General features: G+C 63.0%; 22 protein-coding genes and 1 riboswitch. Of the genes, 13 read left to right on the forward strand and 9 right to left on the reverse strand.

The features are described 5' to 3' along the window. Positions 1–1,227, reverse strand: coding sequence for an A/G-specific adenine glycosylase (gene mutY, locus ABJO61_RS07950; protein ID WP_348323835.1), 1,227 nt, complete (start codon positions 1,225–1,227; stop codon positions 1–3). Between the two features lie 73 nt (positions 1,228–1,300). On the opposite strand from mutY, the gene ABJO61_RS07955 reads away from it, so the two are divergent. From ABJO61_RS07955 to ABJO61_RS07995, 9 genes are all read left to right on the forward strand, one after another. Beyond that, complete coding sequence (locus ABJO61_RS07955; RefSeq protein WP_348323837.1) at positions 1,301–1,831, forward strand: DciA family protein; 531 nt, start codon at positions 1,301–1,303, stop codon at positions 1,829–1,831. Positions 1,832–1,934: 103 nt separating this feature from the next. After that, a complete protein-coding gene (locus tag ABJO61_RS07960) occupies positions 1,935–2,666 on the forward strand; it encodes a DsbA family protein (RefSeq protein ID WP_348323839.1) in 732 nt (243 codons plus the stop codon). 54 nt (positions 2,667–2,720) lie between these two features. Continuing rightward, the gene (locus ABJO61_RS07965; RefSeq protein ID WP_348330958.1) at positions 2,721–6,182 is read left to right on the forward strand and encodes an AAA family ATPase; all 3,462 of its coding nucleotides are present in this window, start codon (positions 2,721–2,723) and stop codon (positions 6,180–6,182) included. A gap of 268 nt (positions 6,183–6,450) precedes the next feature. Next, entirely contained in the window at positions 6,451–6,831 is a 381-nt protein-coding gene (locus ABJO61_RS07970) for an AtpZ/AtpI family protein (RefSeq protein WP_348323031.1), read from the forward strand. Positions 6,832–6,892: 61 nt separating this feature from the next. Beyond that, positions 6,893–7,675, forward strand: coding sequence for a F0F1 ATP synthase subunit A (locus ABJO61_RS07975; protein WP_348323030.1), 783 nt, complete (start codon positions 6,893–6,895; stop codon positions 7,673–7,675). Between the two features lie 95 nt (positions 7,676–7,770). Continuing rightward, on the forward strand, positions 7,771–7,995 hold the full coding sequence (locus tag ABJO61_RS07980; protein ID WP_293336657.1) for a F0F1 ATP synthase subunit C: 225 nt from the start codon (positions 7,771–7,773) through the stop codon (positions 7,993–7,995). A gap of 76 nt (positions 7,996–8,071) precedes the next feature. Beyond that, positions 8,072–8,635: a F0F1 ATP synthase subunit B gene (locus ABJO61_RS07985; protein WP_348323029.1), complete on the forward strand. Its 564-nt coding sequence runs from the start codon at positions 8,072–8,074 to the stop codon at positions 8,633–8,635. An 18-nt stretch (positions 8,636–8,653) separates the two neighbouring features. Then, the gene (locus ABJO61_RS07990) at positions 8,654–9,139 is read left to right on the forward strand and encodes an ATP F0F1 synthase subunit B (protein ID WP_348323028.1); all 486 of its coding nucleotides are present in this window, start codon (positions 8,654–8,656) and stop codon (positions 9,137–9,139) included. Between the two features lie 151 nt (positions 9,140–9,290). Next, positions 9,291–10,073, forward strand: a complete 783-nt coding sequence (locus ABJO61_RS07995) for a dienelactone hydrolase family protein (RefSeq protein ID WP_348323027.1) — start codon at positions 9,291–9,293, stop codon at positions 10,071–10,073. Here the strand turns inward: ABJO61_RS07995 and ABJO61_RS08000 are convergent. The 6 genes from ABJO61_RS08000 to ABJO61_RS08025 all read right to left on the reverse strand — a co-directional run bounded on the left by ABJO61_RS08000 (position 10,070) and on the right by ABJO61_RS08025 (position 16,158). Then, a complete protein-coding gene (locus ABJO61_RS08000) occupies positions 10,070–10,624 on the reverse strand; it encodes a nucleotidyltransferase family protein (RefSeq protein WP_348323026.1) in 555 nt (184 codons plus the stop codon). The genes ABJO61_RS07995 and ABJO61_RS08000 overlap by 4 nt on opposite strands. Position 10,625: 1 nt before the next feature. Further along, positions 10,626–12,197 carry an aminomethyl-transferring glycine dehydrogenase subunit GcvPB gene (gene gcvPB / locus ABJO61_RS08005; protein WP_348323033.1) on the reverse strand — a complete coding sequence of 524 codons (1,572 nt, stop codon included), beginning with the start codon at positions 12,195–12,197 and terminating at the stop codon, positions 10,626–10,628. An 8-nt stretch (positions 12,198–12,205) separates the two neighbouring features. After that, positions 12,206–13,552 carry an aminomethyl-transferring glycine dehydrogenase subunit GcvPA gene (gene gcvPA / locus ABJO61_RS08010; RefSeq protein ID WP_348323025.1) on the reverse strand — a complete coding sequence of 449 codons (1,347 nt, stop codon included), beginning with the start codon at positions 13,550–13,552 and terminating at the stop codon, positions 12,206–12,208. A gap of 46 nt (positions 13,553–13,598) precedes the next feature. Continuing rightward, on the reverse strand, positions 13,599–13,976 hold the full coding sequence (gene gcvH, locus ABJO61_RS08015; RefSeq protein WP_348323024.1) for a glycine cleavage system protein GcvH: 378 nt from the start codon (positions 13,974–13,976) through the stop codon (positions 13,599–13,601). Between the two features lie 35 nt (positions 13,977–14,011). After that, on the reverse strand, positions 14,012–15,154 hold the full coding sequence (gcvT, locus tag ABJO61_RS08020; RefSeq protein WP_348323023.1) for a glycine cleavage system aminomethyltransferase GcvT: 1,143 nt from the start codon (positions 15,152–15,154) through the stop codon (positions 14,012–14,014). 197 nt (positions 15,155–15,351) lie between these two features. Then, positions 15,352–15,456: riboswitch (glycine riboswitch) on the reverse strand. A gap of 93 nt (positions 15,457–15,549) precedes the next feature. Next, entirely contained in the window at positions 15,550–16,158 is a 609-nt protein-coding gene (locus tag ABJO61_RS08025; protein ID WP_348323022.1) for a hypothetical protein, read from the reverse strand. A 292-nt stretch (positions 16,159–16,450) separates the two neighbouring features. Between ABJO61_RS08025 and ispH the strand changes: the two genes are divergently transcribed. Genes ispH through rnhA form a run of 3 tightly spaced genes read left to right on the forward strand, consistent with a single transcriptional unit; the run spans position 16,451 to position 18,832 of the window. After that, positions 16,451–17,407, forward strand: coding sequence for a 4-hydroxy-3-methylbut-2-enyl diphosphate reductase (gene ispH / locus ABJO61_RS08030; RefSeq protein ID WP_348323021.1), 957 nt, complete (start codon positions 16,451–16,453; stop codon positions 17,405–17,407). Between the two features lie 10 nt (positions 17,408–17,417). Further along, positions 17,418–18,383: a homoserine kinase gene (thrB, locus tag ABJO61_RS08035; RefSeq protein WP_348323020.1), complete on the forward strand. Its 966-nt coding sequence runs from the start codon at positions 17,418–17,420 to the stop codon at positions 18,381–18,383. Further along, the gene (gene rnhA, locus ABJO61_RS08040) at positions 18,380–18,832 is read left to right on the forward strand and encodes a ribonuclease HI (protein WP_348323019.1); all 453 of its coding nucleotides are present in this window, start codon (positions 18,380–18,382) and stop codon (positions 18,830–18,832) included. Before thrB ends, rnhA begins: the two co-directional genes overlap by 4 nt. Before the next feature lie 48 nt (positions 18,833–18,880). On the opposite strand, the gene ABJO61_RS08045 is transcribed toward rnhA, so the two are convergent. Continuing rightward, positions 18,881–19,369, reverse strand: a complete 489-nt coding sequence (locus ABJO61_RS08045) for a peroxiredoxin (RefSeq protein WP_348323018.1) — start codon at positions 19,367–19,369, stop codon at positions 18,881–18,883. A gap of 107 nt (positions 19,370–19,476) precedes the next feature. Continuing rightward, positions 19,477–20,298 carry a protein-disulfide reductase DsbD domain-containing protein gene (locus ABJO61_RS08050; protein ID WP_348323017.1) on the reverse strand — a complete coding sequence of 274 codons (822 nt, stop codon included), beginning with the start codon at positions 20,296–20,298 and terminating at the stop codon, positions 19,477–19,479. 195 nt (positions 20,299–20,493) lie between these two features. On the opposite strand from ABJO61_RS08050, the gene ABJO61_RS08055 reads away from it, so the two are divergent. Then, positions 20,494–21,105, forward strand: a complete 612-nt coding sequence (locus tag ABJO61_RS08055; protein ID WP_348323016.1) for a YqgE/AlgH family protein — start codon at positions 20,494–20,496, stop codon at positions 21,103–21,105. Positions 21,106–21,127: the final 22 nt, after the last annotated feature.

Genomic DNA, 21,127 nt, shown 5'->3' on the forward strand with positions numbered 1-21,127 from the left:
TCACCGCTTCGCGAACAGCGGTCCGGCGTCCGGCATGGCATGCGCCGCGACCTTTCGCATCACGGTCGGCAGAGCCTCGCCTGCGATTTCATCGAGCGGCACCCATGCGCCTTCCCCGGGGACAAGTTTTTTGCGCGTCGTCGCGGTGTAGACTTCGAGTTCCAGATGGAAATGGGTGAAGGTGTGTTCCACCAGACCGGGGACAAGTTTCCATTCAGCATCGAGCGGTGCATGGTCGAGCGGCGCGTGATCGAGCAGATCGTCCGTACCCGGCTTATCCCCGCCCCCTTTATCCCCGCCTCCCGCTGTTTGTGACGGTTCGATGACGTTTCGATGACGTTCGGCCCGCTTTATCCCCGCACCCGGGGACAAGTCGCGCTTGTCCCAGGGTGTGCCCGGCACTTCCATCATGCCGCCGAGCAACCCCTTTTCCGGCCGCCGGCGGAGCCAGACTTCCTCGCCCCTTGTCAGCCAGAAGCAGGCACCGCGCCTCACCGGCCTCGGCTTCTTCGGCGCCCTCGCAGGCAACACGGATTGTGTGCCCGCTTCCCTCGCGTCGCATAAGTCATTGATCGGACAGCGATTACACGATGGGTTCTTCGGTGTGCAGATGGTCGCGCCGAGGTCCATCATGGCTTGAGCGAAATCGCCTGCCCGTTTTTCGGGCGTCAGCATCGCCGCACAGGCGCGGATTTCGGGCTTCACGGCGGGCAGCGGGTCACGCAAGTCGAAGAGCCGCGCCACCACGCGCTCCACATTGCCGTCGACCACCGTCGCGGCGCGCCCGAAGGCAATCGCGGAGATCGCCGCCGCCGTATAGGGACCGATGCCCGGCAACACCCCAAGCCCTTCTAGCTCTTCAGGAAATTTCCCTCCGTATTCGGATGATATGACCTTCGCGCAGGCGTGCAGGTTGCGCGCGCGGCTGTAATAGCCGAGCCCCGCCCACTCCCTCATCACCTCTTCCTGGGGGGCCGCCGCCAGCGCCTCGACGCTGGGCCAGCGCGTCAGGAACCGCATGAAATAGGGCCCGACCGTCGCTACCGTCGTCTGCTGGAGCATGATTTCGGAGAGCCAGACAGCATAAGGGTCCGCCTTCTCGCCTTTCCGCGCGCGCCAGGGCAGCACGCGGGCATGTTTGTCATACCAGGCAAGCAGCGGCCCTGCTGCCGCTTTGCCATTGTTTTTCTTTGGGTTTTCCTTGGGTTTTTCGGATCGTTCGGACATTCCCTAGTCTTCGCTTGGAAGCGGCCTCTCCGTCAATTCGCATGGCGGCCGATTTCGAGTCAGAATGCGCGCCATGAACGGGATCACCGGGAATAAAGTGGCCACGCGCCGTTACAGCCAGCCGCCCATCGGCGCGCGGGTGCTTGCCGTCGCGCGTTCAGTCTTCGTGAAGCGCGGATTCCAGGAGGCCCATGTCCTTGCCCATTGGCCGGAGATCGTGGGCGGCGGTCTTGCGGAGTTTTCGGCCCCGGAAAAGCTAGTCTTTCCAAGGGGTTCCGGGGATGACGGGGGCAAGGCCCGCCGCAGCGGCGCCACGCTCACCATCCGTGTCGACGGGCCCATCGCGGTCGAGATCAGGCATCTCGAACCGCAGATCATCGAGCGCATCAACTCCTATTACGGCTACGGCGCTGTCGCGCGGCTGAAACTCGTGCAGGGCCCGCTGCCGCAGAAGCCCCGGCCAAGGTTTCGCCGGATACGTGCGCTGCGCCCTGAAGAAAGGGCGCTCCTCGCGCAAGGCCTTGAAAAAATTGAAGAACCGTCGCTGCGTGACGCTCTCGAAAAGCTCGGCGAGCGGGTCATCGGGGCGGAACGGCGGCGCTAAGCCCGCGAGTCCCGATTCTCGGCTCAAGGCAACAGAAAGGTTTGGTTGAGAGGCCCCCGCGCCACCGCCATAATGCCCCAACATCTGGTAGGAAGCAGCTCTCGTGAATCAAAATAAAGCAATCATCGCCGGTGCGGCCGCTATCGCCGTTCTCGTGCTCTTGTATCTTGGATACCTGTTCCTCGGGCCCAATGGCAGCGCCTCGGAGCCTCTAGCGGGTACGCCGGATACGGCTTTCGAGAAGGAACTTCTGGTTCCCGGCCCCCTTGGCGACATGGCGCTGGGCGATCCGATGGCACCGGTGACGGTGATCGAATATGCCTCACTCACCTGCAACCATTGCGCGGACTTCAACAACAATGTGAAGCCGAAGCTCGCAGAGCAGTACATAGAGACAGGCAAGGTCTACTACATCTTGCGTGACTTCCCCTTCGACCCGATCGCGACGGCGGCCTTCATGCTGTCGCATTGCGCGGGCGAAGAGCGCTATTACGGCTTCATCGACGTGCTCTTCAAGCAGCAGACGCAGTGGGCCTTCACGCAGACGCCGATGGAAGACCTCAAGGCCATTGCACGGCAGGGCGGCTTCTCCGAAGAGCGTTTCGACCAGTGCATGAAGGACGAGCGGATCTTCGATCACGTCAAGGATGTGGCCACGCGCGGCGCGAAGACCTTCGGGGTGCGCTCCACGCCGACCTTCTTCATCAATGGCGAGAAAGTGGAAGGGGCTGTGCCCTGGGCGGAGTTCGAACCGCTGATCGAGAAGGCTCTTGAGGGCAAGAAGATCGCCCCCGAAGCCGCAAGCGGCGACGCCACACCCGCCGAACAGGAATAACCGCAAGCGCTTGATTCAAAAAGATAAAGCGCCCCAGCAAGATCGAGACAGACAGTGAAGTTCAATCGCCTCCGGCTTTCAGGTTTCAAATCCTTCGTCGACTCGACCGATCTCATCATCGAGCCGGGCCTGACGGGCGTCGTCGGTCCCAATGGCTGCGGCAAGTCGAACCTGCTCGAAGCCATGCGCTGGGTCATGGGCGAGAACTCGTTCAAGAACATGCGCGGCTCGGGCATGGAAGACGTGATTTTCGCAGGCACGGCGGGCCGTCCCGCCCGCAATCATGCGGAAGTTGTCCTCTATATCGACAATGGCGACCGCTCGGCGCCCGCCGCCTATAATGACTGCGAGGTGATCGAGGTTTCGCGCAAGATCGAGCGCGAACAGGGCTCGACCTATCGCATCAATGGCCGCGAAGTCCGTGCCCGCGACGTGCAGCTTCTGTTTGCCGATGCCTCGACCGGCGCGCACTCCCCCGCTCTCGTGCGGCAGGGCCAGATCGCGCAGCTCATTTCCTCCAAGCCGATCAACCGGCGCCGCATTCTGGAAGAGGCGGCGGGGATTACCGGCCTCTATACGCGCCGCCACGAAGCCGAACTCCGGCTGAAAGCCGCGGAAACGAACCTCACCCGCCTCGACGATGTGGTCGCGCAGGTCGAATCCCAGCTCGCCAGCCTCAAGCGTCAGGCACGGCAGGCCGTGCGCTATCGCAATCTTTCGGGCCAGATCCGCGAGACGGAGGCGATCCTCCTCCATCTGCGCTGGACGCAGGCCGTGACCTCGCTCAAGCAGTCGGAAGAAAAGCTCGCAGAGACGGATGTCCGCGTTACCGAACTGACCCGCGAAGCTGCCGCCGCGACGACGCTTGAAGCCGAAGCGGCCGACCGCCTGCCGCCGCTGCGCGAAAAGGAAGCCGAAGCCGCGGCGCGCCTCCATCGCCTCACCGTCGAGCGCGACAATCTCGATGCCGAGGAGGCGCGCGCCAGAGAGCAGGCCTCCCGCCTCACCGCGCGTCTTGAGCAGATCGGGCAGGATCTCGGCCGCGAACGGCATCTGATCGAGGATACGCAGGGCGCGATGTCGCGGCTCGACGCAGAATCGCAGGAACTCAAGGGCGCCGAGGAAGGTCAGGCGGAGGCTCAGGCCGCCGCGCAGGCCCGCGTCGAGGAAAACCGCGTCTCGCTCGATGCGACCGAGCAGGAGCTCGACCAGCTCAATCAGGAAATCGCGGCCCTCAGCGCCGAGCGCACGAGCCTTGTGCGCACCATCGAGGCGGGCCGCCAGCGCATCGAGAAGCTGGAGCGTCAGCTCGCCGAAATCGCGCGCGAACGCGAGACCTTGTCGGACGCCGAAGAAAAAAAGGCGCAGATTGCCTTGCAATCCGCCGAGCTCGACGAGGCGGCAAAACGGGTAAGCGATGCGGAACGTGCCGCGCTCGAAGCGGAAGAGGCCCGGCGGGGCGCCCAGGAGCGCGAAAAGGCCGCGCGCGAGCCGATGCAGCAGGCCGAACGCGCGGCGGGCGACCTCGCTGCCGAGGCGAAGACGCTTGCGGACATGCTTTCCGTCGGCGAAAGCGACCTCTGGCCGCCCGTAATTGACGCCATCGCCGTCGAACATGGCTATGAAACGGCGCTTGGCGCCGCGCTTGGCGACGATCTTGGCGTACCGGAAGATGCGGCGGCGCCGATCCATTGGGGCGCCCTGCCGCCCTTCGACACGCCACCGGCCCTGCCGGAAGGTGCGACCCCGCTTTCCTATTTCGTGAAAGGTCCGAACTCTCTCGCGCGCCGCCTGTCGCAGATCGGTATTGTGGTTTCGGTTGAAGATGGCGAGCGCCTGCATGCCCTGCTTGCGCCGGGCCAGCGGCTGGTCACCAAGGAAGGTGCCCTCTGGCGCTGGGATGGCTACACCGCCGCAGCCGATGCACCGACCGCCTCCGCCCGCCGTCTCGAACAGCGCAATCGCCTCGCCGATCTCGAAGGCGAGCTTGCCGAAGCGCGCAGCAAGGCATCGGAAGCCCGCAACGCTTTCGATGCTGCGCATGTCGCCGCCGAACAGGCGATGCAGGAAGAACAGGCCCGCCGCGCCGCGCTTCGCGAGGCACAGGGTGAGAATAACCGCATTCGCGATGCGCTGGCCTCGGCCGAGCGGGCCGCCTCGGCGCAGCTTTCGCGGCTTGCGGCGCTGGCGGAATCCGATGAACGCCTGTCGGGAGACAAGGGCGAAGCGGGCCGGGCGCTTGAGGAAGCGGAAGTCGCGCTGCAAAACCTGAAGCCGGATGAAGAGCCGCGCGCCCGCGCGGCGGCGCTCCGCGACAAGGTGGCGGCCCTCCGTCTCGAACTTTCGGAAGCGCGTGCCGAGCATGAGGGGCTTCGCCGCGAGGCCGAACAGCGCGCGCGGCGTCTTGCCGCCATCGCACAAGAACGCGACGCCTGGCAGCTTCGTGCAACGAATGCCGAACGCCAGATCGGCACGCTGGAGACACGCAAGGCCGAGGCGGAAACCGAACTCAAGGCGCTTGAAGGTGTGCCCGCCGAAATCGAGCAAAAGCGGAATGCCCTTCTCACCTATATCTCGGAGGCCGAAACAGGCCGTTCGCAGGCTGCGGATGAGCTGGCCCAGGCCGAAAAGGTTCTCACCGAAACGGCCAAGCATTCCAAGGATGTGCAGCACCAGCTTTCAGCCGCGCGCGAAGAACGCGCCCGCATCGACGGGCTCGTGGACGGGGGACGCCAGCGCCGCACCGAATCGGAAGAACGCATCCGCGAAGTGCTTGAATGCGAGCCGGAAGCGGCGATTGCGCAGGCCAACCTCGAAGAAGGCGCCGAGCTTCCCGAACATGACCAGATCGACGCGAAGCTCGAACGGCTGAAACGCGAGCGCGAAAGCCTCGGCGGCGTGAACCTTCGCGCCGAAGAAGAATCGCGTGAACTCACCGAGCAGCTCGAAACCATGACGGGTGAACGCGAAGACCTCGTCAGTGCCATCGCCAAGCTTCGTCAGGGTATCGGCAGCCTCAACCGCGAAGGCCGTGAGCGCATGCTCGAAGCCTTCGAGAAGGTGAACGAGAATTTCTCGCGTCTCTTCACCCATCTCTTCGGCGGCGGCGAAGCCCATCTCAAGCTCACCGAATCGGAAGATCCGCTGGAAGCCGGCCTCGAGATCATGGCGCGACCACCGGGCAAGCGCCTGCAGGTTATGTCGCTGCTGTCGGGTGGCGAACAGGCGCTCACCGCCATGTCGCTCATTTTCGCGGTATTCCTCACCAATCCCTCGCCCATCTGCGTGCTGGACGAAGTGGACGCGCCGCTCGACGACGCCAATGTCGAGCGGTTCTGCGACCTGATGGAAGAAATGACGAGGACCACGGATACCCGCTTCCTCATCATCACTCACCATGCGCTCACCATGGCCCGCATGAACCGCCTTTATGGCGTGACCATGCAGGAACGCGGCGTATCGACCCTTGTCTCGGTCGATCTCGATGTCGCCGAGACGCTTCGTGAGGCCTCCTGACGAGGCCATCAAGTGCCATGACGCAAGGGAAAGGCCCCCTCTCGCGGGGGTCTTTTTCATGTCTTCCAGAGACTCGCCGGGGCATCTCCGTCCGCTCCCGGCGAGGCCGAATGCCGCAGCCGCGAAATCGGCTGAAAAATAGCGTCAATTCAATGACTTACACCCCCTCCAGCGGTCCTTGACAGGTTATTACCCTGACAGTAGGGTGCGCGCGGCTTCGGTCCGGGGCGGGGCTCTGAAAGAGCATTTCTGACGGCGGAGCTTCGCTTTGAAACGGAACGAGGAAGCTGGCACTCCCCCGGATGGCGACAAGGTCGCCCAGAAGAGAGAACTCGATCTTCTGGAACGGCGTATAGCGACTGCGCGCGATGCTCATCGCAGCACGGAAGCAAAGGGAACGAGGCCGGCACCGACGGGCAAACCCTCCGATATGGGGGTCGCCATGAGGCTCTCCTCCGAGCTCGTTGCAGGCGTTCTGATGGGGGCTGGCATCGGCTGGTTCTTCGACTGGTTATTCGGCACCCTGCCGATATTCCTGGTGATTTTCACCGGACTCGGGACGGTAGCAGGCGTAAAGAATGTGCTTCGCGCGACGCAGGCGATGAATGCGACCGCGGCGGAGAAGAAAAAAGATCCATCCGGGCATTAAGCCCGGCGACGTAACGGCCGGCCTCTCTGTCCGGCACTAAATCTGAGGTTGAGGCATACCAGTGGCAACAGGCGCCGAACAATCCGGAGGCGGTTTTCCCGTCGACCCCCTGCACCAGTTTGTTGTGCAGCCCCTCATTCCCCTCAATATCGGCGGTCTTGACGCCTCCTTCACCAATGCGAGCTTCTGGATGGTGGCCACGGTTGTTGCCGTCGCCGTCTTCACAACGCTCGGCATGGGCAAGGGCGCGATGGTACCCGGCCGCATGCAGTCGGTGGTGGAGAGCTTCTACACCTTCATCGCCAACATGGTCCGCGACAATGCCGGCCAGGATGCGATGCGCTTCTTCCCGTTCATCTTTTCGCTGTTCGCCTTCATCTTCTTTGCGAACATGATCGGGATGTTCCCCTACGCCTTCACCGTGACAAGCCACATCGTCGTCACCTTTGTGCTGGCGGGCACCGTCTTTGTCGGCGTGACGCTGACAGGCTTCATTCTCCACGGCGCGAAGTTCCTGAAGGTTTTCGTTCCGAGCGGCGTACCGATGGCGCTTCTTCCCCTCGTGGTCGCGATCGAGATCATTTCGTATTTCTCGCGCCCGATCAGCCATTCCGTCCGTCTTTTCGCCAACATGCTGGCCGGACACATCATGCTCAAGGTGTTTGCCGGCTTCGTCCTCACCTTCATGACGATGGGTGTGGTCGGCTGGGCGGGCATGATCCTGCCGCTCTTCATGATCGTCTGCCTCACAGCGCTCGAGTTTCTCGTCGCTGCGTTGCAGGCCTATGTCTTCACGATCCTGACCTGCATGTATCTTCACGACGCCCTCCACCCGGGTCACTGACCCGGTCGGCGGACGCCAAGTCCCTAAACAGAAATGGTGGCGGCTCCGGTGGCCGTTCCCACTCTCCAAAACGACCCCAAAAGGAGCATCTAACTATGGAAGCAGAAGCAGCGAAGTTCATTGGCGCCGGTATTGCGTGCCTTGGCATGGGCGGCGCCGCCATCGGCGTGGGCCAGATTTTCGCGAACTACCTGGCGGGCGCGCTGCGCAATCCGTCGGCGGCCGATGGCCAGTTCGCCCGTCTGATTTTCGGCTTCGCCGTGACGGAAGCGCTGGGCATCTTCTCGCTGCTCGTCGCGCTCATCCTGCTCTTCGTCTGATCCTTTTACGGATCGGCCAGCCGGTTGCCTTGCGAGGCAGCCGGCGGCAGCCGACTTTGCCTGACCGGAGACCTACATGATCGCCGAAGCCATGGCTCAGGAACCTGGTAGTGAACTCATCGCCGAGACCCATGTCCCGGACGCTGAACATGCGGGAGGCTTTCCGCCTTTCGACGCTACTACGTTCGAGTCCCAGATCGTCTGGCTGGTACTGAGCTTTCTCGCTCTGTACTTCCTGATGTCGCGCGTGGCCCTGCCGCGCATCGCCACGGTGCTCGAAGAGCGCCGCGACCGCATCGCAGACGATCTCGACCAGGCCGCGCAGTTCAAGCGGCAGACCGATGAAGCGATCGAGGCCTATGAAAAGGCGCTGGCGGAAGCCCGTGCCAAGGCCCACGAAATCGCGCAGGAAACACGCGACCGCCTGCATGAGGAGACCGAAAGGCAGCGTCTGGCCATCGAGGCCCGGCTCGCCGAGAAGATTTCGGAAGCCGAAAAGCAGATCGCATCCACAAGGGACGCAGCTCTCGCCAATGTGCGCAGCGTTGCCGTGGATGTGGCGGGCGCCATCGTCACGCAGCTCCTCGGCGAGGCGGACCCCGCCGCCGCCGAGCGGGCGGTCGACACCGAACTCAAGTAACGCGAAGGACGAGCCCACATGCTCGCTACAGCCGAATTCTGGATCCTCGCCTGCCTTGTCGCGTTCTTCGCGATCCTTGGCTACTTCAAGGTTCACCGCACACTGGCCAGCTCGCTCGACAAGCGTGCTGCCGACATTGCGGCCGAACTCGATGAAGCCCGCCGCCTGCGTGAGGAAGCGCAACAGCTCCTCGCCTCCTATCAGCGCAAGCAGCGCGAGGCGATGAAGGAAGCCGAGGATATCATCTCCCAGGCCAAGGCCGAGGCCGAGCAGCTTGCGAAGGAGACCCGCGCGAATATGGAAGCGCAGGTCGAACGCCGCACGAAGCTTGCCGAGGACAAGATTTCCATGGCCGAGACCCAGGCTGTGAACGATGTCCGCTCGGCCGCCGCCGATGTTGCCATCAGCGCCGCCCGCCGCGTCATCGCCGAGAAAGTCGATGCCGGAAAGGATGCGCAGATCATCGAGAAGTCGATCGCCGATCTCGCCTCGAAGCTGCACTAAGCTGCACTAAGCTGCACTAAACTGCGCTAACAGCATCGGGCAAACGCAAGCTCTCGAACCCCCCGCCCCGCCGAACAGGCCGGGCGGGGTTTTTGTTTGCCTTTTCGCTCCCCCCTCCGGTTCAATAAGGCACGGGATCAGGGGAGGCATCATGCTCGACAGATACGAGGCGACCCGTTTCACCCATGAGGGCGTGACGAAACCGGTCTATGTGCGGGGTTCAGGCCCCGCCGTCATCGTCATGCATGAGATACCGGGGATAACGCCGGAGGTGATCCGCTTTGCGGACTGGGTGGTCGATGCCGGCTTTCGTGTCTACATGCCGCTGCTCATCGGCAAGGCCGGACCTCCCCTCACCATCGGCTATGTTGCGCGCTCCATCGCGAAGCTCTGCATCAGCCGCGAATTCCACATCCTCGCCTCCCACAGCTCCAGTCCGGTGACGATATGGCTGCGCGCGCTTGCCCGCCACGCGCATGAGAAAGCGGGTGGCAAGGGAGTGGGCGCAGTCGGCATGTGTTTCTCCGGGAACTTCGCGCTTTCCATGATGCTGGAGCCTGCGCTTATGGCTCCGGTCCTTTCGCAGCCTTCCATGCCCTTCCCGCTCGGGGCGGAACGCAAGGCCGCGCTTCACGTCTCGCCGGAAGAGTTCCAGTGCGTCAAGGATCGCTGCGCAAAGGGGGACAAGGTGCTTGGCCTCCGCTTCAAGGGCGACCGGATGTCGCCGCCGGAGAAATTCGAGACGCTCCGGCGCGAACTCGGTGACGCTTTCGAGGGGATCGAGCTTGAGGACAAGGACGCGAACCCGGACTCGCCCGCACCCAGCCCGCATAGCTGCCTCACCGTGGATCTCGTCGACAAGGACGGCGAACCGACCAGAGAAGCGGCGAAGCGCGTCATCTCCTTTTTGCAGGAACGTCTTCTCGCGGCTTAGGGCGCGATAACCGTCAGTTCCGGCCACATAGCCTTCCAGCGGGCGGCCTTTTCGGCATAGCGTCCGGCATTGAAATTCGCGACGCGGTTCGGCCGGATCGTCATCGCCTCGATGTCGGAGAGCCCACAAGGCGCATAGAGCGTTCCGTCGGGCTGCAGGCCGACCATGCAGGCGGGCGCGAGGAAGCGGTCTATCCCCTCGCATGAGGAGCGCAGCGGCGGATAAGCCGTGCCGAATTTTTCCTCGTACCAGAGATGAACGCGGGCCTGATTGCGCAACTCGATTTCCACGTCGAGGCCCGCAAAAAGATCGCCGCAACGCCGGATCGCGGCATCCTCCGCTTCCCAGCTCGTATCCGGGTCGAAATAGAAGATGTCGTAATCCTTGATGCCGTAGCCCGCCGGGCGATCCGTCAGGACGTTCCACGCCGTCTGGAAGAGCGACCCCGAAACGAGCCACGCATCGCGCAGGCCGAGCGCGGGCAGGCGTACGAGGATGTCGCGGTTCACATCGTTTGCGAGTGCAAACTCGATGAACCGCGCCTCGTCCATCCTATTCCGCTGCCTGGGCCGGAGCGGGCGGTGCCCAGCGCAGCACGGGCCTGCGAGCGGCCGCCGTCTCGTCGAGCCTGCGGCGCGGCGACATATAGGGCGCGCCGGTGAAGCGGTCCTTGTCGTTCGATCTTGCCGCACGGGCGAGATCCTTCAGCGTTGCAATGAAGAGATCAACGGCCTGCTTCGATTCCGTTTCGGTGGGCTCGATCAGCAGCGCCCCGTGGACAACAAGCGGGAAATACATGGTCATCGGATGATAACCCTCGTCGATCATCGCCTTGGCGAAATCGAGCGTCTCGATGCCCGTGCCCTTCAGGAAGCGATCGTCAAACAGCGCCTCGTGCATGCAAGGCCCTTCGAAGGGGGCCGACAGATCGTCTTTCAGCGACGCCAGCACATAGTTCGCGTTCAGCACCGCATCTTCCGCAACCTGGCGCAGTCCGTCCGAGCCGTGGCTCAGCATATAAGAGAGCGCACGAACGAACATCCCCATCTGACCGTGGAAAGCGGTCATGCGGCCGAATGGCTGGGTACCGTCCGCGCTTGCCTCGTCTTCCGTCTCGACGAGGCGGAACCCGTCCTTGTCATGCACGACATAGGGAAGCGGCGCGAAGGGTGCGAGTGCCTCCGAGAAGACCACGGGACCGGCGCCCGGCCCGCCGCCGCCATGCGGCGTCGAGAAGGTCTTGTGGAGGTTGATGTGCATCGCATCGACGCCAAGATCGCCCGGACGCACACGTCCCACGATGGCGTTGAAGTTCGCGCCATCGCAATAGAAATAGGCGCCCACCTCATGTACGGCATCGGCGATTGCCACAATGTCGCGTTCAAAGAGACCGCAGGTGTTCGGATTGGTCAGCATGATCGCCGCGACATCCGGCCCGAGCTTCGATTTGAAAGCTTCGAGGTCGACGCGCCCTTCCTTCGTCGCAGGGATCGCATCCACCTTGTAGCCGAGCAGAGCCGCAGTGGCAGGATTGGTGCCATGCGCCGACTCCGGCACGAGTACGCGTGTGCGCTGTTCGCCCTCGCCCCGCGCGGTCAATGCCGCGCGGATCGCCATCATGCCGCAAAGCTCGCCATGCGCGCCCGCCTTGGGCGAAAGCGCGACGCCGGGCATGCCGGTCAACTCCTTCAGCCAGTGCGACAGTTCATGCATCAGCTCAAGAGCGCCCTGCACCGTTTTCTGCGGCTGCAACGGATGCACGTCGCCAATTCCCGGCAGACGCGCCACCTTCTCGTTGAGTCGCGGATTGTGCTTCATCGTGCAGGAGCCGAGCGGATAGAGCCCTGCATCGATGGAATAATTCTTCGAGGAAAGGCGCACGAAGTGGCGCACCACTTCCGGCTCGGACACGCGCGCCAGTCCGATCTGGCCCTGCCGTTCGAAATTACCGAGATGCGAGGTGAACTCCGCCGGCTCGTCGAGATCGACGCCGCAAGCCCCCGGATTATCGAGTTCAAAGAGGAGCGGCTCTTCAACCTGCAATGCCTTGTTGCCGGTGAAGGTCTCGCGTGCCCCCTCGGCCGATCCACCACCGATCGAGGTCGGACGGCCCTGCTTGTTCATGCCGGACATTAGAGCACCTCCTTCAGCGCCGCCTGATAGGCCGCGCGATCCGCATCCGTATTGATCTCCGTCGACGCCACAATGAGGAGGTCTTCGACCCCCTTTACGCCGGGCAGCAGCCGCGATGCGGGCACACCGCCAAGCACGCCCTTGTCTGCCAGCGCATCGACGACTTCCGCCGCAGGCTTTGGCAGACGCATGGTGAATTCGTTGAAGAAGGCCTTGTTCAGAATTTCGACACCGGGCACCGACGCCAGCTTCTCGGCAAGGCTCACCGCCGCCGCGTGATTGATGCGGGCGAGCTGTGCATATCCATCCTCGCCCAGCAGCGACATGTGGATGGTGAAGGCAAGGCAGCAGAGACCGGAATTGGTGCAGATGTTCGATGTCGCCTTTTCGCGGCGGATATGCTGCTCGCGTGTCGAAAGCGTCAAAACGAAACCGCGCTTGCCATCCGCGTCGACCGTCTCTCCGCAAAGGCGTCCCGGCATTTGCCGAACGTATTTTTCGCGCGTGGCGAAGAGGCCGACATAAGGCCCGCCGAAGTTGAGGCCATTGCCGATGGATTGCCCTTCGGCGACCACAATGTCGGCACCCATTTCACCGGGCGGCGTAACCGCGCCGAGCGAAACGATTTCCGGCACCACGGCAATCAGCAGCGCGCCTTTCGCATGGGCCGCTTCCGCGATCGGACGCAAGTCATGAAGCTCGCCGAAGAAGCCCGGCGTCTGCACGACGACGCAGCTCGTCTCGTCGGTGATGTGAGAAATAATGTCTTCAACCGTATCCGGCAGGGCCGGCGCCATGATTTCCAGCTTGTAGCCCGCAAAGTCGGAAAGGTTCTTCACCACCGCCGAATATTGCGGATGCAGCGTGCCCGACAGAACGGCCTTGCGCCGCTTCGTTACGCGATGCGCCATCAGCACCGCCTCTCCGCACCCCGTCGAGGCGTCATACATGGAGGCATTCGCCACATCCATGCCCGTGATCATTGCGACCTGGGTCTGAAATTCGAAGAGATATTGCAGCGTTCCCTGCGCGATCTCCGGTTGATAGGGCGTGTATGAGGTCAGGAACTCCGAGCGCTGGATCAGGTGATCCACTGCGGCGGGAACATGATGGCGATAGGCGCCGCCGCCTACAAAGAAAGGGGCACTGCCCGCCGCCACGTTCTTCGCGGCCATGCGAGAAAAGATGCGCTCGACCTCGAGTTCGCCTTTCCGGCGCGGCAAGTCCACAAGGCCCTCGCGACGCGCGCTTTCCGGCACGTCGCGGAACAGTTCATCGACGCTTTTCGCGCCGATGACGCCCAGCATCTCGCGCCGGTCGGTTTCGGTCAGGGGCAGATAGCGCATGATCGCATTGTCCTTTCGGGGGATCGCGGTTGGTTCAGGGAAAGCCTTACTGGAGGCCTTCCACGAATTCGCTGTAGGCGGCTTCGTCCATCAGCTTGTCGAGTTCACCGGGATTGCTGAGGCGCAGCTTGATGAACCAGCCATCGCCCATCGCGTCCTCGTTGACGCCTGCGGGCGTCGCTTCGATGTCGCCGTTCACATCGACGATTTCGCCGCTCACGGGCGAGTAGACCTCGCTCGCTGCCTTGACGCTTTCGACCACCGCGGCTTCATCGCCCGCGGCCAGTTCCTTGCCGACTTCCGGCAGTTCGACGAAAACGACATCGCCGAGTTGTTCCTGTGCATAATCGCTGATGCCGATGGTCGCGATGTCCCCGTCGACGCGCACCCATTCATGCTGATCCGTAAAGCGAATATCGCTCATGCCAATCCCCTGATTCCTGTTAGCCGCAGCAAATCCTATTTGCCTGCTTTGTGAAAACGCTTCGTGATAAAGGGCATCGCCGCGACTTTCGCCGGACGCCCTTTCCCTCGCACCATCAGTTCAATGCCGGTACCGGTCTTTGCGGAGCCGGTCTCGACATAGCCCATTGCTATCGGTCCACCGACGCTCGGCCCATAGCCGCCGCTCGTCACCACGCCGATCTTCTTGCCCGATGCATCGGTGATTTCCGTGCCTTCGCGAGCGGGCGCCTTGCCTTCCGGCAGCAGCCCGACGCGCTTCCTCGGTGCCCCATTTGCGATCTGGTCGAGAATGATCTTCGCGCCAGGGAAGTTTCTCTCCTCGCGCCGGCGCTTTGAAATCGTCCAGGTCAGCGCGCCCTCGACCGGCGTCGTCGTTTCGTCGATATCGTGGCCGTAAAGACAGAGCCCCGCTTCGAGGCGCAGCGAATCACGCGCGCCGAGGCCGATGGGCTCCACTTCCGGCTCGGCCAGAAGTTTCTTCGTCAGCGCGACGGCTTCCTGTTCCGGCAGGGAGACTTCATAGCCGTCCTCGCCCGTATAACCGGAGCGGCTGACGATGCAGGGGATCCCCGCAACATTCATTTCCCGGCCGGTCATGAAGGCCTGCTCCGCAGCTTCGGGGGCGAAGCGCGCAAAAACCTCTGCCGCCTTCGGCCCCTGCAGCGCGATCAGCGCCCGGTCCTCGATCCGCTTCAGCCGTATGCCGTCCGGCAGGTGCTTTTCGATATGGGCGAAGTCGGCATCCTTGCAGGCCGCGTTCACGACGAGAAAAAGCACCCCGTCCTTCACAGTGCGCGTCACCATCAAGTCGTCGAGAATGCCGCCCTTTTCGTTCAGCAGCAGTGTGTAGCGGATGGCGCCGGGAGCGAGATCGCGAATGTCGCCCGGTACAAGCGTTTCAAGCGCGGCGGCGACCGCCTCATGGTCCGGCCCCTCAAGCCAGGCCTGCCCCATATGCGACACGTCGAAAAGACCTGCCGCGTCGCGCGTTTGCAGGTGCTCGGCGAGTACGCCCGCAGGATACTGGACGGGCATGTCGTACCCCGCAAAAGGCACCATCTTCGCGCCCAATTCGACATGGAGCGCGTGCAGCGGCGTCGTCTTCAGGGAATCCACGGCTGTGGCAGGTTCCGACATTGGGCTTCCAGGTTCTTCCCCCTTGCGGGGAACAAGTGCGAATCAAATTGGACCGCTACCCGGCGAATTGCTCCGCTTGTAGCGCCCCACTCTGTCGCTGAACCTGAGAGATTTCGCGTCCAGCCGTTAGACCGGCCTGCCGCTTACGCCCTTCGGTGAGACCGGAAAATTCGCTTCCGGTCTGCTTTCCAGAGATTCATCCCCCTGCGGTCCTGGGTGCCTGAGAGTTTCCGGGGCGGTTGCTCCTTCGGCGCCGGGATACTGCGATCTTTTGCAGACCCGGACTCTCCCGCAGAGTTCATCTGTGTGGAGTGATCATATGTTGCGGCCCGCCAGAGTCAAATGGCAAGGCGGGCGACCCCTTTGAAAGCGCCGAATCGCGGCGTTTTCAGGCTTTAACGGATCGGGATATAGGACGTGCGGCGATTATATTCGAGCTGTTCCGGGGTGAGCTGAAAACCCACGAGAATCTGGTAGATGCTGCCATCCGCACGGCCGCCATAGGGAAGGATCGTTCCCTCCACCGTCTTCACGAAATGGACCTGGCGCTGACCCGGCTCAAAGACCACCGGCACCTCATAAACCTGTTTCTTGTCGAAGGCATTAAAGCGGCGCGTCACCGCGACGAAGGTCTTGAGCGTGAGCGCACGGGCGGGCGCGGCAGGCCCGATTTCCGCAACGCCATTAAAGGCGATATCGACGGTAATGGTCGATTCCTCGACATCGTATTTGCAGGTCGAGACGACCTTGCCGATCTCCGCCTTGGCAACCACATCGGTAAGATCCGTGCCTGCACCCGAAAGAAGGGTCACATGGTCGGTCTCGTTGAGGACACCGACGGCCGGGCAAGGATAGAGCGTGGTGCCGCCTTCCTTGATCTCGCCGCCGCCAAACATGCCGCAACCCGACAGCGTCAGCGCAGCGGCAACGGCCAGCACAGGCGCGGCCCGGCGTGAGCGGGAAGCAAGTTTCGTCGGACGGCTCGGCGCGGGCAAGAACGGCATCTTTGTGTCACTCGGTTTGTTGGCGAGGCAGGATGGCAGGCAGGTGGAACACGCGGGCGGGCTTTCTTGACTTTCCCTCAGCGGCCCCCTCTATTACCGCCTTGAACGGTCTCGAAAGCCTTGCAATTCATAAGGTTAGTCGAGACTCGGGACCGCCCCCGGCAGCGCGCAAACTCTATCGGAGTGGTCCCGAAGTCACAAGGCGGACGAGTGCGCCTGCAAGGCCTGCCTGGGCAGCTTCCTGCGGGCAGCGCCAGGTGCAATCCCCCAGAATGGCATCCCGAGAACGGATATGAGCGAGACACAGGCAAAGCCCCCTCTGACGCTGCTCCTCGCGAGCCCGCGCGGTTTCTGCGCCGGTGTCGATCGCGCGATCCAGATCGTCGAACTCGCCATCGAGAAATACGGCCCGCCCGTCTATGTGCGTCACGAGATCGTCCATAACCGCTATGTCGTGGAAGAACTGGAGCGCAAGGGCGCGATCTTCGTCGAGGAACTCGACGAGGTGCCCGCTGGCGCGAAGGTCATATTTTCCGCGCATGGCGTACCGAAATCCGTGCCCGAGGAAGCGCAGTCGCGCGAGCTCTTCTTTCTCGATGCGACCTGCCCCCTCGTCTCCAAGGTCCATGTGGAAGCCGAGCGGCTTCACGAGCGCGGCCTCGAAATCCTGCTGATCGGCCATGCGGGCCACCCGGAAGTGATCGGCACGATGGGCCAGTTGCCGGACGGCGCGGTGAGCCTCATCGAGACGGTGGCCGACGCGGAAGCGCTCCAGCCGCGCGACCCGGAGAAAATCGCCTTCGTGACCCAGACGACGCTCTCGGTCGACGACACGGCGGAAATCGTTGCCGTGCTCCGCCGCCGCTTTCCCTCGATTGCCGGCCCGCACAAGGAAGACATCTGCTACGCGACAACGAACCGGCAGGAGGCGGTGAAGAGCATCGCTCCCAAGGCCGATGCGATGCTTGTCATCGGTGCTCCCAATTCGTCCAATTCCATGCGCCTTGTCGAAGTCGCGGAACGCGCGGGCTGCGCTTATGCGGCGCTCGTGCAGCGCGCGAGCGACATCGACTGGGCCGCGCTGGGAACGCCGAAGACGCTCGGCCTCACGGCGGGTGCGAGTGCGCCCGAAATCCTCGTGGAGGAAGTGATCGACGCTTTCCGGCAACATTTCAGCGTGACGGTCGAAATGACGTCCGTCCGGCGCGAGTCCGTGCAGTTCAAGCTGCCGCGCGCGCTCGCCGTCTGACGGGGGAAATATGGCTGTCTATACCGAAGTGACCGACGAGGAGCTGCGCGCCTTCCTCGAAACCTATGACATCGGCTCTCTCATGTCCTATCGCGGCATTGCGGAGGGCGTCGAGAATTCGAATTTCATGCTCCACACGGACAAGGGCGCCTACATCCTCACGCTTTACGAGAAGCGCGTTGCGGAAGAAGAGCTCCCGTTCTTTCTGGGCCTGATGAACCATCTCGCCTCGCGCGGCATCGAGTGTCCGACACCGGTAAGGGACCGTGAGGGGCAACTCTACAGCCGTCTCGCCGGGCGTGCCGCCGCGATCATTTCCTTCCTCGAAGGCATCTGGATAAGACGGCCGCAGCCGCGCCATTGCGTCGAGGTCGGGCGCGCGCTTGCGGGCATGCATATCGCGGGCGCCGACTTCGAGCTCACGCGGAAGAATGCGCTCAATGTCGATGGCTGGCGTCCGCTTTTCGAGTCCTGCCGCGGCGGGATAGAAGCGTATCAGCCGGGACTTGCGGAAGAACTCGACAATGAACTGACGCTGCTTGCGCGCGACTGGCCGCGCGACCTGCCCTCCGGCGTCATTCACGCCGATCTCTTTCCCGACAATGTCTTCTTTATCGGCGACCGCCTCTCCGGCCTCATCGACTTCTACTTCGCCTGCAACGACGCCTTCGCCTACGACCTCGGGGTTTGCATCAACGCCTGGTGCTTTGAGGATGACGGTTCGTTCAACATCACGAAGGCGCGGGGTCTTCTGCAATCCTACACGCAGGTGCGACCGCTGGAGGCAAGCGAGCTTGCTGCCCTTCCCCTTCTCGCGCGCGGTGCCGCCATGCGCTTCCTTCTGACGAGACTCTATGACCTTATCAACCATCCACCGGGTGCTTTCGTGAAGCCGAAGAACCCGAAAGAATATCTGGCGCGGCTGCGCTTCCATCGCGGCGTTTCCTCGCCGGCCGGATACGGGCTCGACGCATGAGCGGCGATACTGTCGATCTTTATACGGATGGTGCTTGCTCCGGCAATCCGGGGCCTGGTGGCTGGGGTGTGCTCCTGCTCTACAAGGAAAACGAAAAGGAGCTTTGCGGCGGCGAACCCGCCACCACCAATAACCGCATGGAACTCATGGCCGCGATCCGGGGCCTCGAGTCGCTCAAGCGCGACATGAAGGTGCGCGTCCACACGGATTCGAACTATGTGAAGGACGGCATCACCAAGTGGATTCACGGCTGGAAGAAGAACGGCTGGAAGAACGCGAAAAAAGAGCCGGTGAAGAATGCCGAACTCTGGCAACGCCTCGAAAAGGCGATCGAGCGGCATGACGTCTCGTGGCACTGGGTGAAGGGGCATTCCGGCCACCCGGAGAACGACCGGGCAGACGCCCTCGCGCGGCAGGGCATGGCGCCCTATCTCTCCAACCCGAAATGAAAAGGGCCTCCCGGTGGAGGCCCTTTCCGCATTCTTCTGACGTGCCGCTCAGCTCAGCTGCTGCAGCATCGTTTCGGCGCCTGAGACTTTCGCCTCGCCCGGGTTCGGTTCCTTGTTCAGGCTCTTCACCAGGCCGTCATCGACCAGCATCGAGTAGCGCAGCGAGCGCGTGCCCATGCCGAAGCCCGAGCCGTCGAAATCGAGGCCGAGCGCCTTCGTGAAATCGCCATTGCCATCGCCGAGCATGGTCACCTTGCCGTCCGCGCCCTGCTGCTTGCCCCAGGCGCCCATGACGAAGGCGTCGTTCACCGAAAGGCAGGCGATTTCATCGACGCCCTTGCCCTTGAATTCGTCCGCGCTCTTGATGAAGCCCGGCAGGTGCTGGTTCGAGCAGGTCGGCGTGAAGGCGCCGGGCAGCGCGAAGACCACGACCTTGCGGCCCTTGAAGAAGTCGCCCGTCTTCACCGGCTGCGGCCCCTTGTCCGTCAGCTTCATCAGCGTCGCTTCGGGTACCTTGTCTCCGACATTAATGGCCATTCGAGCCTCCTCCTGTTGCGCGCGGGCCATCAGGGCCTCATGCGGTGTTGGCGGCATTTAAACGCCAATCGGCGCCGAGTGCCAGCCCCGGCGGATGCGCACGCGCATCACATTGTCTTGTGGATCACGTAAGCCCTGACAGGGTCCGAAAAAATGAAGGAAAGCTCCTCGCCTTCCAGCATGGCGGGCGAGAGCACTTCCACTTCCATCGCATAACGCACGGTATCGCCTTCCCGTTTCACGCGCGGTGTTCCGAACCATGTATTGCGCGGGCCCGTCACGATGAGTTGCGGCGGCGTGCAGCCGGGCCCGCAGCCTTTCAGCCGCACTTCGAGCGTTGGCGCCTCGTTCTCGCGCCATTTGACCTCGATGAGATCCGGGTCGGCGGGCGGCACGGGCACGCGGGCAAGGGCGGCACGAAGGCGCGCCGCATCCGCCGTCTCCCCCATCGCCGCATCCGGCACGGCGGGCGGTACGGTGAGTTCCAGTTCCGCCCGTCGCGGCACGCAGATATCGGCGCAAATGCCGTAAAGCATCGAGAGGCGCAGCGTCACCGGGCGCGTCCCGTCTTCTGGCACAATGCGCAGCGGCCATGTCAGCCCGTGCTTGTAGCCAAAGGTGATGTCGCCCGGTGCATCGAAGCGCTCCGGCGCAGGCCATCTGAGTTCCACACCCGCCACATTCTCCGATGCCGACCAGTCGAAGACCGGCGGAATGCCCGAATCACCCGGCTTTTCCCAATAGGTTTTCCAGCCATCCGCCAGTTCGAGATCAATGCCTGCGAGAAAGGCGGCACCGTCATGCGCGCGCACCGCGCTTACAAGGGCGAGGCCGCGTACGCCCTCGCCCGGCGCGGCGCCAAGCGGCGTGGCGGCGAACCAGGCACCCAGGCACACCAGCAGAAAACCAAAGCGGACCGCCGCTCTCATATGCATATCCCGTCATTGTCTTTAGCGCGCGCCGCGCCATATCTCTTTCAATGTGAACCTAGCATCGCGCGATCCTTACGCACTGCTCAAATAGCCGTGACCACAAGGAAGCGTGACATCCATCGCGCAAGGGTGCAGGATTTCGGGAAGGTTGCGCTTTATGTTGTGCCCTATCGGCGTGGAGGTGGTTCTGTCATGAGCTCTATGTCGGCGGATATGAGCTTTCGCCCCGAGGACGACGGCTTTCTCGAGGGCAAGATGCTGATCGCAATGCCCTCGATCGGCGATGACCGTTTCGACCGGACGGTCATTTATATGTGTGTTCACAATCCCGACGGGGCGATGGGCATCGTCGTGAACAAACCGGCCGACAACATCACCTTTCCCGACCTGCTCGACCGCCTGGAGATCGAGGTGCCCGGCACAAGGCAGCCCAACGAGATCGCCTGCCCCGTGCTTGCGGGCGGGCCGGTCGAGATGGGCCGCGGTTTCGTCCTTCACACGCAGGATTATTTTTCCGACGAAGCGACGCTGCCCGTGGACGAGAATGTCGGGCTGACCGCAAGCGTCGATATTCTGCGCGCGATGGCCACCGGCTGCGGACCGAGCCGCGCGCTCCTCGCGCTCGGCTATGCGGGCTGGGCGCCCGGCCAGCTCGATGCCGAGATACAGGCGAATGGCTGGCTCCATTGCGACCCGGACCCGGAGCTTCTTTTCGGCCTCAATCTCGACGCGAAATATCACTCGGCGCTGGCGAAGCTCGGCATCAACATCTCGCTGCTCTCAGGCGAGGCCGGTCACGCCTGACCGCGATCAGCGCTGCCGGTAA

The organism is Parvibaculum sp., from assembly GCF_039973015.1.
Classification (GTDB): Bacteria; Pseudomonadota; Alphaproteobacteria; order Parvibaculales; family Parvibaculaceae; genus Parvibaculum.

Excerpts from the sequence above, each read along its gene's own strand:
- ABJO61_RS07955 (WP_348323837.1), top strand. The coding sequence starts at position 1,301 with ATGAACGGGATCACCGGGAATAAAGTGGCCACGCGCCGTTACAGCCAG.
- thrB (WP_348323020.1), top strand. The coding sequence starts at position 17,418 with ATGGCTGTCTATACCGAAGTGACCGACGAGGAGCTGCGCGCCTTCCTC.
- ABJO61_RS07985 (WP_348323029.1), top strand. The coding sequence starts at position 8,072 with ATGATCGCCGAAGCCATGGCTCAGGAACCTGGTAGTGAACTCATCGCC.
- ABJO61_RS08045 (WP_348323018.1), bottom strand. The coding sequence starts at position 19,369 with ATGGCCATTAATGTCGGAGACAAGGTACCCGAAGCGACGCTGATGAAG.
- ABJO61_RS08055 (WP_348323016.1), top strand. The coding sequence starts at position 20,494 with ATGAGCTCTATGTCGGCGGATATGAGCTTTCGCCCCGAGGACGACGGC.
- gcvPB (WP_348323033.1), bottom strand. The coding sequence starts at position 12,197 with ATGAACAAGCAGGGCCGTCCGACCTCGATCGGTGGTGGATCGGCCGAG.
- ABJO61_RS07990 (WP_348323028.1), top strand. The coding sequence starts at position 8,654 with ATGCTCGCTACAGCCGAATTCTGGATCCTCGCCTGCCTTGTCGCGTTC.
- gcvH (WP_348323024.1), bottom strand. The coding sequence starts at position 13,976 with ATGAGCGATATTCGCTTTACGGATCAGCATGAATGGGTGCGCGTCGAC.
- rnhA (WP_348323019.1), top strand. The coding sequence starts at position 18,380 with ATGAGCGGCGATACTGTCGATCTTTATACGGATGGTGCTTGCTCCGGC.
- mutY (WP_348323835.1), bottom strand. The coding sequence starts at position 1,227 with ATGTCCGAACGATCCGAAAAACCCAAGGAAAACCCAAAGAAAAACAAT.
- ispH (WP_348323021.1), top strand. The coding sequence starts at position 16,451 with ATGAGCGAGACACAGGCAAAGCCCCCTCTGACGCTGCTCCTCGCGAGC.
- gcvPA (WP_348323025.1), bottom strand. The coding sequence starts at position 13,552 with ATGCGCTATCTGCCCCTGACCGAAACCGACCGGCGCGAGATGCTGGGC.
- ABJO61_RS08025 (WP_348323022.1), bottom strand. The coding sequence starts at position 16,158 with ATGCCGTTCTTGCCCGCGCCGAGCCGTCCGACGAAACTTGCTTCCCGC.
- ABJO61_RS07995 (WP_348323027.1), top strand. The coding sequence starts at position 9,291 with ATGCTCGACAGATACGAGGCGACCCGTTTCACCCATGAGGGCGTGACG.
- ABJO61_RS07980 (WP_293336657.1), top strand. The coding sequence starts at position 7,771 with ATGGAAGCAGAAGCAGCGAAGTTCATTGGCGCCGGTATTGCGTGCCTT.
- gcvT (WP_348323023.1), bottom strand. The coding sequence starts at position 15,154 with ATGTCGGAACCTGCCACAGCCGTGGATTCCCTGAAGACGACGCCGCTG.
- ABJO61_RS08000 (WP_348323026.1), bottom strand. The coding sequence starts at position 10,624 with ATGGACGAGGCGCGGTTCATCGAGTTTGCACTCGCAAACGATGTGAAC.
- ABJO61_RS08050 (WP_348323017.1), bottom strand. The coding sequence starts at position 20,298 with ATGAGAGCGGCGGTCCGCTTTGGTTTTCTGCTGGTGTGCCTGGGTGCC.